Annotated in this window: 13 protein-coding genes and 2 pseudogenes; 5 read left to right on the top strand and 10 right to left on the bottom strand. The window is 71.7% G+C overall.

The features are described 5' to 3' along the window. Positions 1-709: 709 nt before the first annotated feature. Positions 710-3,250, top strand: coding sequence for a hypothetical protein (locus Ahu01nite_RS19080; RefSeq protein WP_203837913.1), 2,541 nt, complete (start codon positions 710-712; stop codon positions 3,248-3,250). A gap of 860 nt (positions 3,251-4,110) precedes the next feature. On the opposite strand, the pseudogene Ahu01nite_RS19075 reads toward Ahu01nite_RS19080, so the two are convergent. From Ahu01nite_RS19075 to Ahu01nite_RS19060, 4 genes and pseudogenes are all read right to left on the bottom strand, one after another. Beyond that, a pseudogene (locus Ahu01nite_RS19075) lies at positions 4,111-5,541 on the bottom strand (replication-associated recombination protein A); the annotation flags it as partial. Positions 5,542-5,664: 123 nt separating this feature from the next. Continuing rightward, positions 5,665-5,877 carry a hypothetical protein gene (locus tag Ahu01nite_RS19070; protein ID WP_203837912.1) on the bottom strand — a complete coding sequence of 71 codons (213 nt, stop codon included), beginning with the start codon at positions 5,875-5,877 and terminating at the stop codon, positions 5,665-5,667. Between the two features lie 57 nt (positions 5,878-5,934). Then, positions 5,935-7,164, bottom strand: a complete 1,230-nt coding sequence (locus Ahu01nite_RS19065) for an MFS transporter (protein ID WP_203837911.1) — start codon at positions 7,162-7,164, stop codon at positions 5,935-5,937. Beyond that, complete coding sequence (locus tag Ahu01nite_RS19060; protein WP_203837910.1) at positions 7,161-7,712, bottom strand: winged helix-turn-helix domain-containing protein; 552 nt, start codon at positions 7,710-7,712, stop codon at positions 7,161-7,163. Before Ahu01nite_RS19060 ends, Ahu01nite_RS19065 begins: the two co-directional genes overlap by 4 nt. Before the next feature lie 59 nt (positions 7,713-7,771). Here Ahu01nite_RS19060 and Ahu01nite_RS19055 point away from each other — a divergent pair, with 59 nt between their 5' ends. Beyond that, complete coding sequence (locus Ahu01nite_RS19055) at positions 7,772-8,236, top strand: GNAT family N-acetyltransferase (RefSeq protein ID WP_203837909.1); 465 nt, start codon at positions 7,772-7,774, stop codon at positions 8,234-8,236. A gap of 28 nt (positions 8,237-8,264) precedes the next feature. Further along, positions 8,265-9,272: a questin oxidase family protein gene (locus Ahu01nite_RS19050; RefSeq protein WP_203837908.1), complete on the top strand. Its 1,008-nt coding sequence runs from the start codon at positions 8,265-8,267 to the stop codon at positions 9,270-9,272. Here the strand turns inward: Ahu01nite_RS19050 and Ahu01nite_RS19045 are convergent. Together Ahu01nite_RS19045 and Ahu01nite_RS19040 are read right to left on the bottom strand one after the other, a co-directional pair. Further along, positions 9,231-9,545 (bottom strand): annotated as a pseudogene (locus Ahu01nite_RS19045) (NAD(P)H-dependent oxidoreductase); the annotation flags it as partial. The gene Ahu01nite_RS19050 and the pseudogene Ahu01nite_RS19045 overlap by 42 nt on opposite strands. 30 nt (positions 9,546-9,575) lie before the next feature. Then, on the bottom strand, positions 9,576-9,746 hold the full coding sequence (locus tag Ahu01nite_RS19040) for a hypothetical protein (protein ID WP_203837907.1): 171 nt from the start codon (positions 9,744-9,746) through the stop codon (positions 9,576-9,578). A gap of 103 nt (positions 9,747-9,849) precedes the next feature. On the opposite strand from Ahu01nite_RS19040, the gene Ahu01nite_RS19035 reads away from it, so the two are divergent. After that, positions 9,850-10,527 (top strand): helix-turn-helix domain-containing protein, encoded by a 678-nt coding sequence (locus tag Ahu01nite_RS19035; protein WP_203837906.1) that lies wholly within the window; start codon positions 9,850-9,852, stop codon positions 10,525-10,527. Here the strand turns inward: Ahu01nite_RS19035 and Ahu01nite_RS19030 are convergent. From Ahu01nite_RS19030 to aspS, 4 genes are all read right to left on the bottom strand, one after another. Beyond that, the gene (locus Ahu01nite_RS19030; RefSeq protein ID WP_203837905.1) at positions 10,524-11,015 is read right to left on the bottom strand and encodes a GyrI-like domain-containing protein; all 492 of its coding nucleotides are present in this window, start codon (positions 11,013-11,015) and stop codon (positions 10,524-10,526) included. The two genes, Ahu01nite_RS19035 and Ahu01nite_RS19030, sit on opposite strands and share 4 nt — an antisense overlap. A 29-nt stretch (positions 11,016-11,044) precedes the next feature. Beyond that, positions 11,045-12,415, bottom strand: a complete 1,371-nt coding sequence (locus Ahu01nite_RS19025) for a stress response protein (protein ID WP_203837904.1) — start codon at positions 12,413-12,415, stop codon at positions 11,045-11,047. A gap of 324 nt (positions 12,416-12,739) precedes the next feature. After that, on the bottom strand, positions 12,740-13,570 hold the full coding sequence (locus Ahu01nite_RS19020; RefSeq protein WP_203837903.1) for a sugar nucleotide-binding protein: 831 nt from the start codon (positions 13,568-13,570) through the stop codon (positions 12,740-12,742). Between the two features lie 3 nt (positions 13,571-13,573). Next, positions 13,574-15,376 (bottom strand): aspartate--tRNA ligase, encoded by a 1,803-nt coding sequence (gene aspS, locus Ahu01nite_RS19015; protein ID WP_203837902.1) that lies wholly within the window; start codon positions 15,374-15,376, stop codon positions 13,574-13,576. 99 nt (positions 15,377-15,475) lie between these two features. Between aspS and Ahu01nite_RS19010 the strand changes: the two genes are divergently transcribed. Continuing rightward, a partial coding sequence (locus Ahu01nite_RS19010) for an Lrp/AsnC family transcriptional regulator (protein WP_203837901.1) occupies positions 15,476-16,268 on the top strand: 793 nt, incomplete at its 3' end.

Raw genomic sequence — 16,268 nt, 5'->3', positions numbered from 1 at the left:
CAGCCTTGGCGGGTACGCCCACCCGAGCGGCCGCCGCAGCCCGAGCAACCGGACTCGGCCGCCCGAACCCCGAATCCCCCGCCCCGATATCCGGCCGGACCTCAGCCCGCCCGGCTCCCTCGACGCCACCCAGGTCCTCAGGCCGCCCCGATCCCTCCACACCGCCCGAAATCTCGGCGCGCCCCGAAACCTCAGCCCGCCCTGGAACCTCAGCCCGCCCTGGAACCTCAGCCCGCCCCGGCACCACGGCCCGGCCGGGAACCTCAGCCCGGCCGGGAACCTCCGCGCGCCCTGGGACCGCAGCCCGGCCAGGCACCTCTGCCCGGCCCGGGACCTCAGCGCGGCCGGGAACATCTGCACTGCCCGGAACCTCAGCGCGGCCCGGAACCTCAGTCCGCCCTGGGACTGCGGCTCGGCCCGGAACGTCAGCCCGCCCTGGGACTGCGGCTCGGCCCGGGACCTCTGCCCGACCTGGGATCTCAGCGCGACCTGGGATCTCAGCGCGACCCGGGATCTCAGCGCGACCCGGAACGTCTGCTCGGCCCGGTGCTTCGTCGCGGGCTGGAACATCGGTGCGGCCCGGCACTTCTGCACGGCCGGGAACCTCGGCGCGGCCCGGGACTACGGCAGCTCCGCCGCGCGCTACCTCTGCGGTCCCGCGGCCCGGCGGCACGTCGCCGGTCCCACGCCCCGCAACCTCTGTGGCGCCGTGACCGGGCATGCCCTGACCTGCCTGAACATCACCCAGACTGCGGGCGGCATGCACCGACGCGGCACCCCGCCCCGCCTGAACGGCGGCGGCAGCCCGCCCGGCCTGTGCCGGCGGCACCGGCCCCTGCGGACCGAGCCCTTGCTGACCTGGCCCTTGCTGACCTGGCCCTACCTGACCTGTGCCCACCTGACCGGGCCCCCGCTGGACCGAGGCACGCTGACCCGGACCCTGCTGACCCTGACCCTGACCCTGCTGGCCTGGGCCCTGCTGACCCTGACCCTGCTGGCCGGGGCCTCGCTGACCCTGCTGGCCCGGACCCTGCTGGCCCGGACCCTGCTGGCCCGGGCCTCGTTGGCCTGTTCCCTGCTCGTTCGGGTCGGCGCCGGCCTCATCAGGCGCACCCTGCGGGGGTACCGGCCGGACCACCGCGCGTCCGGGCGGCCCCTGTTCCGGTTGCCCCGGGCGAGGAACGCGCCCCGAACCGCGAACCGGACCCGCGGGCGCCCGGCCGACCTTCGGAATCTGCCCGGTATTGCTGATGACGCCGGACGAAGTACCGGCCATCGCTCCAGCTCGCCCGGGAACGGCAGGAGTGCGAACACCCTCACGCCCCGGCACCACCGGCGGCACCACCGCGGCGGAAGCTCGCACCGGCGGAGCACCGGGTCCACCGGCCGGAATCGGACCGGTGTGCCGCACCTCGCCGGATTCCTCGCCCCCGTCCGACCGCCCGTGTCGTCCGCCCTGCTCAGCGGGCTGCCCATCGGGCCGCGCCCGGCCGCCGGTGGTCGCAGCATTCCGCGACCCGAAGGAGCTCCCGTCCGCCCCCGGCACAGCCGAAACCGGCCGGCTCGCCCCACTCGTCGGCCGGACCGCCCCACCACCGACGACACCCCGTCGCCCAGCAAGCCCATCCTCAGACGCAGCCCGCCGCCCACCAGGCCCAGCCTCCGCCGCAGCCCGCCGCCCAGCCAGACCTTCATCCGACGCGGCACGACGCCCAGCCAGACCTTCATCCGACGCGGCACGACGCCCGGTGGGCGCGTCATCCGGGGCAGCACGACGCCCGGCCACCCCGTCCTCGGGAGCCGCACGACGGCCGGTGGGAGCGTCATCGGGGGCCGCGCGACGGCCGGTAGGTGCATCGTCCGGGGCGGCACGGCGGCCGCGACCGGTGAATCCTTCGTCCTGGGCCGCGCGGCCGGTGAACTGCTCGTCGGGGGTGGCGGCGTGGCCACCACGGCGCGTTCCGGGTCCGTCGACCACCGCGTGGCTGCCCGTGGGCGAATACTCGGGGAAGGCCCCGGTGGCGTCACGACGGCCGAGGCGTCCCGGCGGGCCCTGCTCGGGATCCTGATGGCGCGCGGAACGACCCGGTGCACCGTCGTCGGGGCCCTGGTGGCGGCTCGCGCGACCGGACGGCGAGACCGGGCGTCCCGGCAACGGCTCGTCCGGGCCTGCGCCGTGGCGGCCCGCGGCGCGCGCGCCCTCGGGTGGCGTGTGCCGCACACCGGGAACCTGGGGTGCGTTACCCGAGGCGGGGACACCCGAAGCAGGGCCGACCGCCGGGTACGCCCCGGAGCGGTAACCCACCGCCGGATACCCACCCGATGGTCCCCCGACAGCGGGAAACGCACCGGACTGGCTCGGGTCGCCGGGCCCGCCGAATTGCCCCGGGTCGAGCTGACGACGTCCCTGACCCGGAACTTCAGGATCGGGGGCAGCCCGCCGGCCGACAGACTGGTCCCCCACAGCCCGTTCGCGGGCACCACGCCGCCCCTGCACGCCTCCGCCGGTTTCCTGCTGCCCCGGACCTGCCACCGGCGGTCCACCAGGGACACCACCGGGCGCCACGCCACGCGGAACTCCTGCCACGCCCGGCACGGCAACGCTCGCAGCACCACGCGGCCCGGCACCACCGGGCTGAGGACCACTGACCGCACCACGGGCGTCCGGCCCACCACGCGCACCAGACACCGGACCGCTCGCTCCAGCACGCGCACCAGGACCACCGGGCACCTGGGCGCCCGCTGCACTACGAGATGGGGGACCGCCGGCCGCACCACGGGGATCCGGCCCACCGGAAACCTGGGCGCCGCGGGGGTCAGGGGCGCCGGGCACCTGGGCGCCGCGCGGATCAGGGGCGCCGGGTACGCCGCGCGGGTCAAGGCCGCCGGGGACCTGGGCGCTGGCTGCGCCGCGGGGGGCGAGGTTGCCGGGGACTGGGCCGGGTGCTGCGCCGCGGGGGGCTGGGGCGCCGCCGCGGGCGCCGGAGACCGGGCCGGTTGCGGTGGCGGGTGGGGTGGCGGCGCCTCGGGGGGCCGGGGGCATGCCGGGGGCGCCTCGGGGCGGGATGGATGCTGCCGCGCGGGCGCCTGTGACCGGTGCGCCTGGGGCTGTGACCGGGGGCGTTCCGGGGCGTGGGCGGGGGGACGGCTGGGGGCGCGGGGAGGGCTGGGGGTGAGCACCTTGTTGGGGGTGCGCAGGGGGTTGCGGGGTGGGGGCCGGGGCCGCTGCGGAGGGGGCCGGGGGGGCTGAGGTGGGCAGCGGGGGGAAGGGGTCGTCCTCGTCCGGGGTGTCGTCCGGGCCGGGGGCGGTGCGGCCGCTCTTGCTGAAGCGGCCTTCGCCGGGGGCTGTGCCTGGGCCGATGGCGGCGGCCTGCTGCTTGGCGGTGCGCAGGTCGTCGAGCCAGCCGGTTTCCTCGCCGGCGAGCGGTTCGGGCTCGACCGGCTCCGGGCGGCCGCGGCCGAACAACCGGCGGCTGCGGCCGGTCTGGTCGCTGCGCTCTTCGTCGTCGTCGGGCCGATCGGCACCGCGCCTGCTCACGGCTGGTCCTCTCCGGCGCTCACGCCGTTGTCGTCGCCCTTGCGCGCCCCACCGGGGGCACCCTGCGAAACCTCATCCGGGACACCTTCCGGAGCCCCGGGAGAAAGGGCACCGTCCGGAACCCCGGGAGAAAGGGCACCGTCCGGAACCCCGGAAGAAGGGGCACCGTCGGGCGCTGGGGCACCTTGCGGGGCCTCGGTAGAGCCGTCCTCCGGGATCTCGCGCGCGGCACCCGAGGGCGTCGCGGGAGAAGCGTCGTGCGGCACCTTACGCGGGCCGCGCCGCTTCCTGCTCGCGGTGGGAGCGCTTCCGGCCGAAGCGGCTGAAAGCCCGGTACTTCCGGCCACATCAGTCGCGGCGCCCGTTACGGCACCAACCGAACCAGCCTCACCCGATTCCTCCGGCGACGCCGAAGGAGATGCCGAAGGAGACGCTGAAGGAGATGCCGAAGGAGACGCCGATGATGCCGAACCGCTGGAAGAAGCAGACTCGGAAATAACCTGGCCGACCACAGGACCCGCCTCAGAAGCCGGGACAACCGCAGGAGCCGGGACCACCGCAGGAGCAGAAGACGCAGGAGCCGAAGGAGCGTCCGCGGGAGGTGCCGGGCGGGAAAAGCCGGCAGGGATGGGCGTGCCGCGAACGATGCGGCGCAACCGGGGGAGGCGGTCGGCGAGGGCCCGTTCGGCGCCGTGGTCGGTGGGGGTGTAGTACTCGGTGTCGGCCAGGTCGTCGGGGGCGTACTGCTGGCGGACGATGCCCTTGGGGTCGTCGTGGGGGTAGCGGTAGCCGCGGCCGTGGCCGAGGCCTTTGCTGCCGGGGTAGTGGGCGTCGCGGAGGTGTGCGGGGACGGAGCCGCCCTTGCCCGCGCGGACGTCGGCCATGGCGGCGAAGAGGCCGTTGGTGACCGTGTTGGATTTGGGGGCGGTGGCCATGTGGATGACGGCCTGGGCGAGGTTGAGGCCCGCTTCGGGGAGGCCGACCGATTGCACGGCCTGGCCCGCCGCGGTGGCGATGAGCAGGGCCTGCGGGTCTGCCATGCCGATGTCCTCGCTGGCGAAGATGGTGATGCGGCGGGCGATGAACCGGGGGTCCTCGCCGGCGACGAGCATGCGGGCGAGCCAGTGCAGGGCGGCGTCGGGGTCGGAGCCGCGCATGCTCTTGATGAAGGCGCTGATGATGTCGTAGTGGGCGTCGCCGTCGCGGTCGTAGCGGACGGCTGCCACGTCGACTGCTTTTTCGGCGGTGGCGAGGTCGATCTCGGGGGCGCCCTGGGCTTCCGCGGAGCCGGCCGCGGCCTCGAGGGCGGTCAGCGCTTTGCGGACATCGCCACCTGCGAGGCGTACGAGATGGTCCTCGGCTTCGGGGGTGAGGGTGACCGCACCGGCCAGGCCGCGCTCGTCGGTGACCGCGCGGCGGATGAGGCCCCGCACGTCGTCCTCGTCGAGGGACTGCAGGGTGAGCAGCACGCAGCGGGACAGCAGCGGGGAGATCACCGAGAAGTAGGGGTTCTCCGTGGTGGCCGCGAGCAGGGTGACCGTGCGGTCCTCGACGGCGGCGAGCAGGGAGTCCTGCTGGGTCTTGCTGAAGCGGTGGACCTCGTCGATGAACAGCACGGTGGGCGGGCCACCGTAGCGGCGGTCGCGGCGGGCCGTCTCGATGACCGCGCGGACGTCCTTGACGCCGGCGGTGAGGGCTGACATCGCGACGAATTTGCGATCGGTGGTGCCGGCGACGAGGTGCGCGATGGTGGTCTTGCCCGTTCCCGGGGGGCCCCAGAGGATGACCGACATCGGGGTGGTGCCGGTGACCAGCTGGCGCAGCGGGGCGCCGGGGGCGAGCAGATGTTTCTGGCCCACCAGCTCGTCCAGGGACACCGGTCGCATGCGCACGGGCAGCGGCGATCCGGGGTCGGGCCGGGTCAGGCTGGACTCCGCATCGGCCGGTGGCGCGGTGCGGACACCACCCGGCTCGTTCAGGGAGAAGAGTCCGTCGAATTCCATTGGCATCGACAGTACCGGGCCTCCGCCCGGTGCCTGAAATGCGCCATTCGTGCGGAACTCAGCGTGATCCAACGCACACGGAAAGACGCCGCCCTACCAGGACGACGCCTTCCCGAGAAGCGTTCAGCCGCGGCCGGGACGACGGCCGGAGAAACGACGGCCCGAGCCGCCGGAACCGTTGCGCGGGCCGCTGCCGATGCCGGCGAGGTAGAGCGAGAGGAGCAGCAGGCCGAGGGCCGCGAACGTGGGGAAGTTGAACAGGTCCGTGGTCTTCACGTCGAACAGGTCGAGCAGCAGGTAGATGCCGAAAACAACGGCCGCGGCGATCGCGAGCATTCGAGAGCCTCCATCGGGGGGTGAGAGCAGCTGAAACTGCTGGTACCCCCCTGGTGGTCACGGGTAAACCGGCTTCGGCACCACAGAAATAGAAGAAACCAGATAGAGGGGCGCGGCCACGGCCAGCACCACCGCACCGGACAGGAGCGCGGTGACCAGACCGGCGCCGGACGCGATCGAGGTGAGCACGACCAGGCCGAGTGCGCCGGCCGGCTGGGCGACCATCGAGTTGAGCGACAGCAGGCTCGCCCGGTAGGGACCCTCGACCTGCCGGTGCAACAGGGCATTGTGGACGGCGCTGCTCGCGCCGTGCACGGAGTAGCAGACGAGGTATGCCGTGATCACCCCGACCGGCCCGGCCAGCAACGCCATCCCGGCAACCGTCGCGCCCTGCACGAGCCGCAGCAGAAACCCTGTCCAGGGCGCGCCGACCCGCCGGCTGAGCAGCGGGATCAGGGCCGCGCCGACCGCCGACGCGAGCCAGCCGACCGCGCCGACCGGGCCCATCAGGGCGGAGGCCTCGTCCGTGCCACCCACGACGTCGGCGAGACGCACCGGCGTGAGGGTCTCGAACGCCACCATGCCGAAGCCCCAGAACAGTTCGACGGAGACCAGTGCGACGATCACCCGCGAGCGGCGCAGCAGTCCGACGGCGCCGGCGATGGCCGCGGGCACCTGGCGTACCGATGAAATGAGGGCGGCCAGACCACGGCCTGAACGGTCCTCGGTCATCAGCGTGGCGACGGCGATCAGCGAGACGACCTGCAGGGCCAGGGCGACCCAGACCGGCAGCGTCAGCGCGTCCACCGGCCCGATCGGACCGAGGGCGACCAGGCCACCGCTGAGCAGCGCACCGGCGCCGACGGCGACACCGAGCACCGCGCCGCCACGGCCGAGCCCGCTCTCGATGTCGGCGTTCTCATCGTCGGCGAGGGCACTGTCGACGTACCAGGCCTCGAGCGGGCCGCTGTCGAGCGCGCGGTAGACGCCCTGCAGCGCGTAGAAGACGACGAACAAGGCCACCGCGTCGGCCACGGTCAGCAGGGACAGGGCGGTGATCTCCACGACGCCGGCGAGCAGCAGCACCGGCCGGCGGCCGAGCGCGTCGCTGAGGCCACCGGTGGGCAGCTCCAGGAAGAGCACCACGAGACCTTGCAGCGCCGCCGCCGAGCCGTATTGCGCCAGCGTGAGACCACGGTCCAGCGGCAGCAGCGCGGAGAGCGGGATCAGCAGGCCGACCGGCAGCCAGCGCAGGGCGAGCAGGATCAAGAACCGACGGCGGATCATCGGGGTACGCCGTAAAGGTAGAAAAGCACCTGCCGCGCACCCTCACCCGGTGCGACCCCACGATAGCGCTCGATGACCGCGCCCAGCTCGTCGTTCATGGCCGCGAGCTGCTCCGCGTTGAGGTCGAGGATGTAGTCCGAGGACTCGGCCGCCGCCCGCCATTCCGCCGGCTCGCCGGGGCGGACCCGGCGCCAGGCCTCGACCTGCTCGACCAGCCGGGTCAGCGCGTAGCTGTCGAGCCAGTCGGAGGCCGCAGTCGCGTCCGGGTCACCGGCGAAGACGTCGCGCTTCCAGCTGCTCATGTCGTGGGCGGACCTCCACCAGCGCTCCCGGCCCTGCCCGACGGTGTCGTCCTCGGTCACCAGGCCGACGTCGGCGAGCTGACGCAGGTGGTAGCTGGTCGCCCCGGTGTTGGTGCCGAGCGCGGCGGCGAGCCTGGTGGCGGTGGCCGGCCCGTCGACCCGGAGCTGCCCGAGCAGCCGGGCCCGCAGCGGGTGCGCGAGCACCCGGATCTGCTTGCCGTCGAGGTGCACCGAAGTGGGTTCCATGAGTTGCACAATACTTGTGCACAGAAGTTGTGCAACCCTTCTGTGCAACTATGAGAGCCATGATCGAAGCGAGACAGGCCACTCGTGCGGACGCCCGGGAAGTGATGCGCCTGCGCAAGGTGATGCTGGAGTCGATGGACCGCGAGGTGGCCGACGGGCCCTGGCAGGACCGTGGCGCCGAGATCTTCGAGACCCAGCTGCTGGGGGACTCCGTGGGCGTCTTCGTGGTGGACATCCCCGACGGGCCGGGCCTCGCGGCCTGCGTCGTGGGCGCGATCGATCAGCGGCTCCCGAATCCGAACGACCCGGACGGCAGACGCGGGTACGTCTACAACGTCGCGACCGACCCCGCGTACCGTCGCCGTGGTTTCTCCCGGGCCTGCATGCAGGCACTGCTCGACTGGTACGCCCGGAGTGGCGTCACCGTCGTTGATCTGCGCGCCTCACCCGACGGGCTGCCGCTCTACGAGTCCCTCGGCTTCCGCCGCACCGCCGACCCCGCCATGCGCATCTACTTGACTTGAAGCTTGGTTCAAGGTGGACGGTGGCCGGATGACGCTCGACGAGGCTCTGACCAGGCTCCGCAACACCGGGCCCGAACGCGACGGCTGGCTCTCCAACCACGCCCCGATGGCGGTCGAGGCGCTCGCCCACCACGGCCACGACGCGGAGCTCCACCGATGGATCGACGGCTACCGGTCCCTGCTCGAGGAGGCGCCTCGCGGCATCGCACCGATCGCCCCCGACGAGTGGCGTGACCCGCTCGGCGACCCGGTCCGCACCGGCGACTGGATCAGCTTCTTCGACCGCGAACTCGGCCTGGCCCCATGGCGTGACGTGCTCGCCGTCTGGTGGCCGCGGCTCCTGCCGGGCATCGCGGCAGGGGCGACGCACGGCGTGATCCGGGTCGGCCACGCCGTGCGCGCCCTGCTCGCCCAGGAGACACCGGCGCGGGTCGAGGAGCTGGGACAGGGGCTCGCCTATTGGGCCGCCCGCTGGCAACCGCTCGTGCCCGCCGGGCGCGGACGGTTTCGCGGCAGGGATCCGCGGGCGGCGCTCGATGCCGTGCCGCGCGTACCCGATCAGCGGTTCGGGATCCGCAACCGCCTCGCCCAGCTCGCCACGCTCGAAGACTGGCCCGACGCCGCCGGCTCCGTGCCGGGAACAGGCAGCGTCGAGGTCCGGCTCCGCGCGATCGTCACGGCCGCGGTCCTCCGCTTCACCCCCTACGGGTACGGGAACCCGGTCATGCTCGTCCACTCGGCAACGGCGCCCGCGGCGGTCCTGCGTACCCTCCCGGCCCTGCCCGTCGCCCTGCACCCGGCGAGCCTGGCGGCAGCCTGGGCAGCGTCAGCCGCAGTCACCGCGGCCTACTCCCCCGCCACCCCCTCGCCGGACCCCGCCCCCTCGGCCACACCCGACGCGTTGCTGCAAGCGGCGATCGACTCGGGCGACGCGCACGCGATCAAGTTCGCGGACACCGCTCTCGAAACCTGGGAGCTCGACCCCGACCCCGGCTTACTCGCGGCCGGCCGGCGCGCCGTCCTCCTGTGCGTTTAGCAATTGTTTGTCAAGGTGATCGGCGTAGTTCTCGATGCCCGCTGCGACGTCGGTATCGCGGAAGATGTCGAAGATTCCGTAGTGCTCGAGAACGGTGAAGCCGACGAACTTGTAAGCGGCGCTGATGTTGAGCAGCAGGTCGTCCACGCCTTTACCTTCGAACAACACGCTGCCGGCGGTGCCGAACGTGCTCGCGGGGGCGTTCGAGGTGGTGGCCACGAAGAAGCCCCGGCCGTGCAGATGGCCACCCGTGCCGTATTGACGGGCCGGGTCGGCCGCGGTGCGCCCGTCGTTGTCGAGAAACTATCGCTGCACCTCGAGGTCCGGATCATAAAAATCCTCGATCGCGGTTTCGGTGATGTTGTGACCGCGATCGAGGAGATGCGTTTTCGCCCTCTCGGCCATCGCTTTGTTCAGGGCCCCCTCGGACCAGCCGGGGTAGGTCAGGTGCGCGTTGACGATGTGTACCTTCACAGGTGTTGATCGTTCGCGCTCGCCGCGGGCCGAGGGAGATCCCGGCTCCAGGGTTAATGCTGGTGACCCTCTCCGGTGCCGGCGCGGCTCTAGATTTGACGGCGTGGACAGCCAGAACGAGATCCGCGAGTTCCTCCTCTCGCGCCGCAGCCGGCTCACGCCCGAGCAGGCCGGCCTGCCGGATTTCGGCGGCCGTCGCCGCGTGGCCGGCCTGCGCCGCGAGGAGGTCGCGTTGCTCGCCGGGATGAGCCCGGAGTATTACGTACGCCTCGAACGCGGCAACGCGACCGGCGTGTCCGCGCAGGTCCTCGACGGCATCAGCCGGGCCCTGCAGCTCGACGACGCGGAACGCGCCCACCTCTACGACCTCGTCGGAGCCCAGTCCCGGCGCCGGCGTGCCCCGGACCGTCCCGACACGGTCCGCCCCGTCGTGCAGCAACTCCTCGACTCGATGCGCGACGTCCCCGCGTTCGTCCAGAACGGCCGCCTCGACATCCTCGCCACCAACCGCCTCGCCGCCGCCGTCCTCGCCCCCATGTACGAGCAGCGGCAACGCCCGGTGAACTTCGCCCGTTTCCTGTTCCTCGACCCCCACGCGGCGACGTTCCACCGCAACTGGGCCGACCTCGCGGCGCAGACCGTCGCCCTGCTGCGTACCGAAGCCGGCCGGGCCCCGCACGATCGCGGCCTCATCGAGCTCGTGGCCTACACAGCCGCCGACCAGCCCTCCGAGGACGGCCTGCGCCTGCTCGCGAGCTGGTCCGCAGCCGACCGGCTCTAAGCCAGCTTGAACAGCAGCGCCGTCTCCCACTTGTGCATGTCGGGCTGCTCGGCCGGGCTGGTCAGCAACACCTCCAGCCGGGCCACCCACACCTCACCCTCCGGCGTCGGCGTCATGTCCCACACCAGGCCACGGCGCTGCGCCCAGTCGAGCAGGCTCGCGGTCACCCCCATAAGCTCATCGGGATGCCCGACGTGGGTCACGGTCGCGTAGCGCCCCGCGGGCAGCACGTCGATGAATGTCGGCTCCTCGACCTCGATCGCCGCGCCCAGCGGGATCCCGGCCTCGACCACCAGCTCCGCGGACATGTCGATCGTGCGATACCGGAAGAACGGCGCCCCCGCGGGAGTCACACCCCGCTCCCCCAGCCACCCGAACATCCCCGGGAGATGATCCGCCACCCGGGCAAACTCGGTCATGGAGATCGACTCACGCCGCCCGGCATAGACCACCTCGGGCCGATCAACAATGGTGGGTTCAGCAAGCATCCCTCCACTATGAAGCCATCCCCCACCATTCACCCAGCCGACACAGAATCCGCCTCCCGCCCCTCCGGCCCGTCCTGCGACGAGATCGCCGTCGAAATGAGGGCCGCCGCCACCGGCTCGACCAGCACCGGCTCGTCCAGCGACCGGAGCCGCGGCGGCGCTGACATCCACGGCTTGAGATTCTGCAGAACATTCTCGTAGAAGTCGTCGATCGCCGCGATGAACGAGTCGATGAAGGATCCCCTCCCGGTGCCACGCTTGGTCCCCGCCGCCGACAACTGCGCCACCCGGAAAGCCCTGAGTTCCTTCGCCGGATCCCCGATGATCGCCGTCGGGGACTCCCGCACAACCCGGAGCAGTTCAGCATTCCCGGCGCCGCGCGAATGCATCGCGAAAGCCTCCAGCCGCAGCGAATCCGGGGCATTCTTCAACTGCCGGATGAGCCAGTTCACCCGGGTGGCGGGCCGGCCTTCCTTCGGCGCGTCGACATCGACCTGACAGGTGATCCGGCCGGCCCGCAGATCGGCGGTGACCAGCAACGGCCCGACCGCCCCCGGAATCTTCAGCCCGCCCGTCATCGTCCCGGTGGTGATCAGCTGTGTGGCCAGCCCCTGGGTGCGAGCCCCCGGGTCCGCGAGATCCTTGCGGCTCAGCGACGGCACCACCTCGATCCCCAGCCGCCGGCCGAGCTTGAGACACGCGAAACGGACCAGCGCATCGAAGCGCCCGGCAACCTCGGTCGCGGACGCGTCACCGGAGCGGAGTGTCCCCGCGTTTATCGCCTCGCGGGTCGGCACCCACGCGCGCCCCATGTCCTCGAACTCCATCGCCCCGGACCGCGGGTGTTCGAGATAGCGGATCAGCTCACCGAGGATCCAGGCCTGATCCGGATCCGCGACGCCGCGATACTCCTTCTGCATGACCGCCTCGGTGAGGATTCCGCTCCATGGCAGGTGATGCAGGGCGACTTTCTTGAGTTTCCGCTTGTCCACGGCGGTCGGATGCTGCCCGGCGATCGGCGGGATCTCGTTGGAGATGGTCACCAGCGCGTCGAAGTTGTGCTCCCGCGCGACATCGAGATAGCGCTCCAGCTGCTCGGCCTCCAGCTCGTTACCGCCGCTCTTGACCTCGACCAGGGCGGTCCACTGTCGCTGCCCGCGAACGACGCGGATGAGGCCGTCCGGGAAGCACTGCTTGTCCCCGTGCTGGAACGGGACCTCGATGAAGGTCTGCAGCGAACCCGCCGGAGCCACCATGGGCTGGACGATCGCCCTGCCGAACTCGCGGACCGAGCTCATGACCGCCAGCAGCGCCGACGTGGCCCGTCGTTCCTGTTCGGCGGCGCCGTTGATGCCGGAAGTGGGGATCAGGCGCGCGGTCAGCCAGGTTTCCTCGGACATTGATCACTCCTCGTCACGAAAGATGCCCGAAAAGTAACGCAGGGCTGGACGAGAAAGCAGATCGACCGTTCCGCCGAGCAACCAGGAAAGAGGACCCGCGTGACCGAGCACCACCGACTGTCGGCCTATGGGATCCGGCTGGGGGATGGGGTGGGACATCACCCAGTTGCGGCGCCTCGGGAGGGTGGGGCGGGTCGTTGGTAGGGGGTAGGGCGTCGATGTGTGGTGGTTGTCTGCGAGGAGGAACGATGACCGGTGAGCCGGCTGGGGATGCTCAGGCTCGGGTGTGGTGGGTGATGATCGCGGTGGGGGCGCTGGTTTTTCTCAGTGCGGCGGGGGTGCTGGCGACACGGTTATGGATTCGCTGATCGGGCGGAGGGGGGTTGTCAGCAGGGTCGTGGCCCGGGTGCTGTCGAGGCGGATATCCAGGGGGCGGTTGCCCAGGCCGGACTCGGCGACGGTGCAGGTGGGGATGGCGGCGGGGTCGAGGCCGTGGGTGGCGGCGGTCAGGCGGCCCAGGTCGGCTCGGCTCATCGCTTGCGGGCCGGCGACGTTGATCACGCCGGTGTAGTCGGTGGTGGCGAGTTCGAGGATCGCGGCGGACAGGTCGATGGCGTCCAACGGGCAGCGGATCTCGTCGGTGAAGAGGGCTCCGGTGCGGGTGCCGCGGGCTAGATCCAGGGCGAAGGCCGTCTGTTTGCTTCTGGCGTCACCCGTGATCAACGAGGTGCGGACCAGGATTGCCGTCGGGGTGATGGCCGTGACCGCGGTTTCGGCTGCCGCTTTGGCCGCGCCGTACGCGTAGATCGGGGTGGGTGGCTCGTCGTCGCCGTACGGGGTGGGGCGGCCCGCGTGGACGGCGTCGGACGACACGTGGATCAGGCGGGCGCCCGTTGCGGCAGCGGCCAGGGCGACGTTGGCGGCTCCGTCGGCGCAGGTGGCCCATTCGGTGGCCCGGTAGGCGGCGTTGACGATGAGCTCTGGGCGTACTGAAAGGATCAGGGCGTGGACCGCGAACCTGTCGCGGATGTCCAGGGGTGACCAACCGGTTGCCGCCGTGGTGGCCGTGCCGGAGACCTCGCTGCCGGCCGCCGACGCGAGCCGGACCACCTCAGAACCGAGGTGACCGCTCGCGCCGACGACCAGCGTGCGCATGGGTCAGTTCGAAGGCTCGACCGGGACAGCCACGCCGTCCGTGCCGGGGGTCCCCGCAACGGCCTTGGGCTTGGCGTCGATGCCGGCCTCGAGACGCTGCTGGGTGGTGATGGCCGTGGGGGCCGTGGTCAGCGGGTCGTAGCCGCCGCGGGTCTTGGGGAACGCGATGACCTCGCGGATCGACTCGTTGCCCGAGAGCAGCATGCAGGTGCGGTCCCAGCCGAGGGCGATGCCGGCGTGCGGGGGCGGGCCGTACTTGAACGCTTCGAGCAGGAAGCCGAACTTGTCCTCGGCTTCCTCCGGGCTGATGCCGAGCAGGTCGAAGACCCGGCTCTGCACGTCGCCGCGGTGGATACGGACGGAGCCGCCGCCGATCTCGTTGCCGTTGACCACGATGTCGTACGCGTAGGCGAGCGCCTTGTCGGGCGCCTCCTCGAACGTGGCTTCCCACTCCTCGTTCGGCGAGGTGAAGGGGTGGTGGACAGCGGTCCAGCCGCCGTCGTCCGTCTTCTCGAACATGGGAGCGTCGACGACCCAGCAGAACGCCCAGGTGGACTCGTCGATCAGGCCGGAGCGCTTGGCGATCTCGATGCGGGCCGCGCCGAGCAGCTCCTGCGCCTCGCGCCGCTCGTTCGCCGCTGCGAAGAAGATGGCGTCACCGGGCTTGGCATCGACTGCATCCGCGAGACCGGACAAATGCGACGCGGAAAGGTTTTTGGCGACCGGCCCGCGCGGCTCTCCGGTCTCGGAGTCGAGGACCACATACGCCAGACCGCGGGCGCCGCGGGCCTTGGCCCAGTCCTGCCAGCCGTCGAGCTCCTTGCGGGTCTGCGAGGCGCCACCCGGCATGACCACCGCGCCGACGTAACCACCGGCGGAGATCGCACCGGCGAAGACCCGGAATTCAGTGCCGGAGAGATACGCCGTCAGCTCGGTCAGCTCGACCCCGTAACGCAGGTCGGGCTTGTCGGAGCCGTAGCGGTTCATCGCGTCGGTCCACGTGATCCGCGGGATCGGGGTCTGGACCTGGTAGCCGGCGAGCTCGCCCCACAGCTTGGTGACGAGCTCTTCGCCGAGCTCGATGATGTCCTCCTGGGTGACGAAGGACATCTCGATGTCGAGCTGGGTGAACTCGGGCTGCCGGTCGGCGCGGAAGTCCTCGTCGCGGTAGCAGCGCGCGATCTGGTAGTAGCGCTCCATGCCGGCGACCATCAGCAGCTGCTTGAACAGCTGCGGGGACTGCGGCAGGGCGTACCAGGTGCCGGGCTGCAGGCGCACCGGGACCAGGAAGTCGCGGGCACCCTCGGGCGTCGACCGGGTGAGGGTCGGCGTCTCGATCTCGTTGAAGTCGCGGGCGTGCAGCACCTCGCGGGCGATCTGGTTGGCACGGCTGCGCAGCTTGAGCGCGTTGGCCGGGCCGGAGCGCCGCAGGTCGAGGTAGCGGTACTTCAGCCGCAGGTCGTCGGACGCGGTGATGGTGTCGTCGACGGGCAGCGGCAGCGGCGCGGCCTCGGACAGCACGACCAGCTCGCTGGCGACGACCTCGATCGCGCCGGTGGCGAGCTCGGGGTTGTCGTTGCCGTCGGGGCGCGCGGAGACCTCACCGGTGACCTTGACGCAGAACTCGTTGCGCAGCGCGTGCGCGTCCTCCTCGCGGAGGACGACCTGCACGATCCCGGAGGCGTCACGCAGATCGACGAAGATCACGCCGCCGTGGTCGCGCCGGCGGGCCACCCACCCGGCGAGCGTCACCGTCTGGCCGGCGTGTTCCGCCCGGAGGCTGCCGGCTTCATGGGTACGGATCACGGAAAGCTCTCCTCAATCAGGGACACAGGACGCATCGGTCATTCTGTCAGGTGCGCCTCACCCGCGACTCAAAGGGCCAGCAGCGATTAGAATCCGACTGTGCCAGCACGAATGACGTCTGAATCCGCCACGTTTGATCGGCTGGATCGGCAGATCCTCCATGGGTTGCAGCTCGCCCCGCGAGTGCCGTTCGCCCGCCTCGGTGCCGTGCTCGGGGTGTCCGAGCAGACCGCGGCGCGGCGTTACCAGCGGATGCGCACGCTCGGGATCGCTCGGGTCTTCGGCGCCGTCGATCACGCCCGCCTGCCCGGCGCCGCGACCTGGATGGTGCGGCTGACCTGCCGCCCCGGCACCGCCATGCCGACGGCCGAGGCCCTGGCCCGGCGGCCCGACACCAGCTGGGTGATGGTCGGGGCCGGGGGCGCGGAGCTGACCACCAGCATCGCGGCGGTGGCCGGGCAGCAGGGGTTGCTGCACCATCTGCCCCGGGCCGCCAATGTGCTGTCCGTGAGCGCGCATCAGATCCTGCATCGCTTCGCCGGGCGGGGTGAGGCCGACTGGATCGCGGGGGACGATCGCCTTGACGACGACCAGCGACGCGAGTTGATCACACCGCTGGAAGAGGTCACGATAAATATAGACATGTCGCAAGAGGACGAGCCTCTCATCAACGCCCTCGCGCACGACGGCCGGGCCAGCTTCGCCGCCCTGGCCGACGCCACCGGCTGGACCCAGCGCCGGGCCGCCTCGCGCCTGAACGCCCTGACCGCCGCGGGGCTTCTCCGCTTCGACGTCGACACCTCGGCCACCGCGCTCGGCTTCCACGCGGTGGCCCACCTCTGGTTCACCGTCGCCCCCGCCGACCTCGCGAGCGTCGGCGCCCGCCTCGCCG

The organism is Winogradskya humida, assembly GCF_016862215.1.
Classification (GTDB): domain Bacteria; phylum Actinomycetota; class Actinomycetes; order Mycobacteriales; family Micromonosporaceae; genus Actinoplanes; species Actinoplanes humidus.
This window is presented reverse-complemented; position numbering and strand designations above follow the sequence as displayed.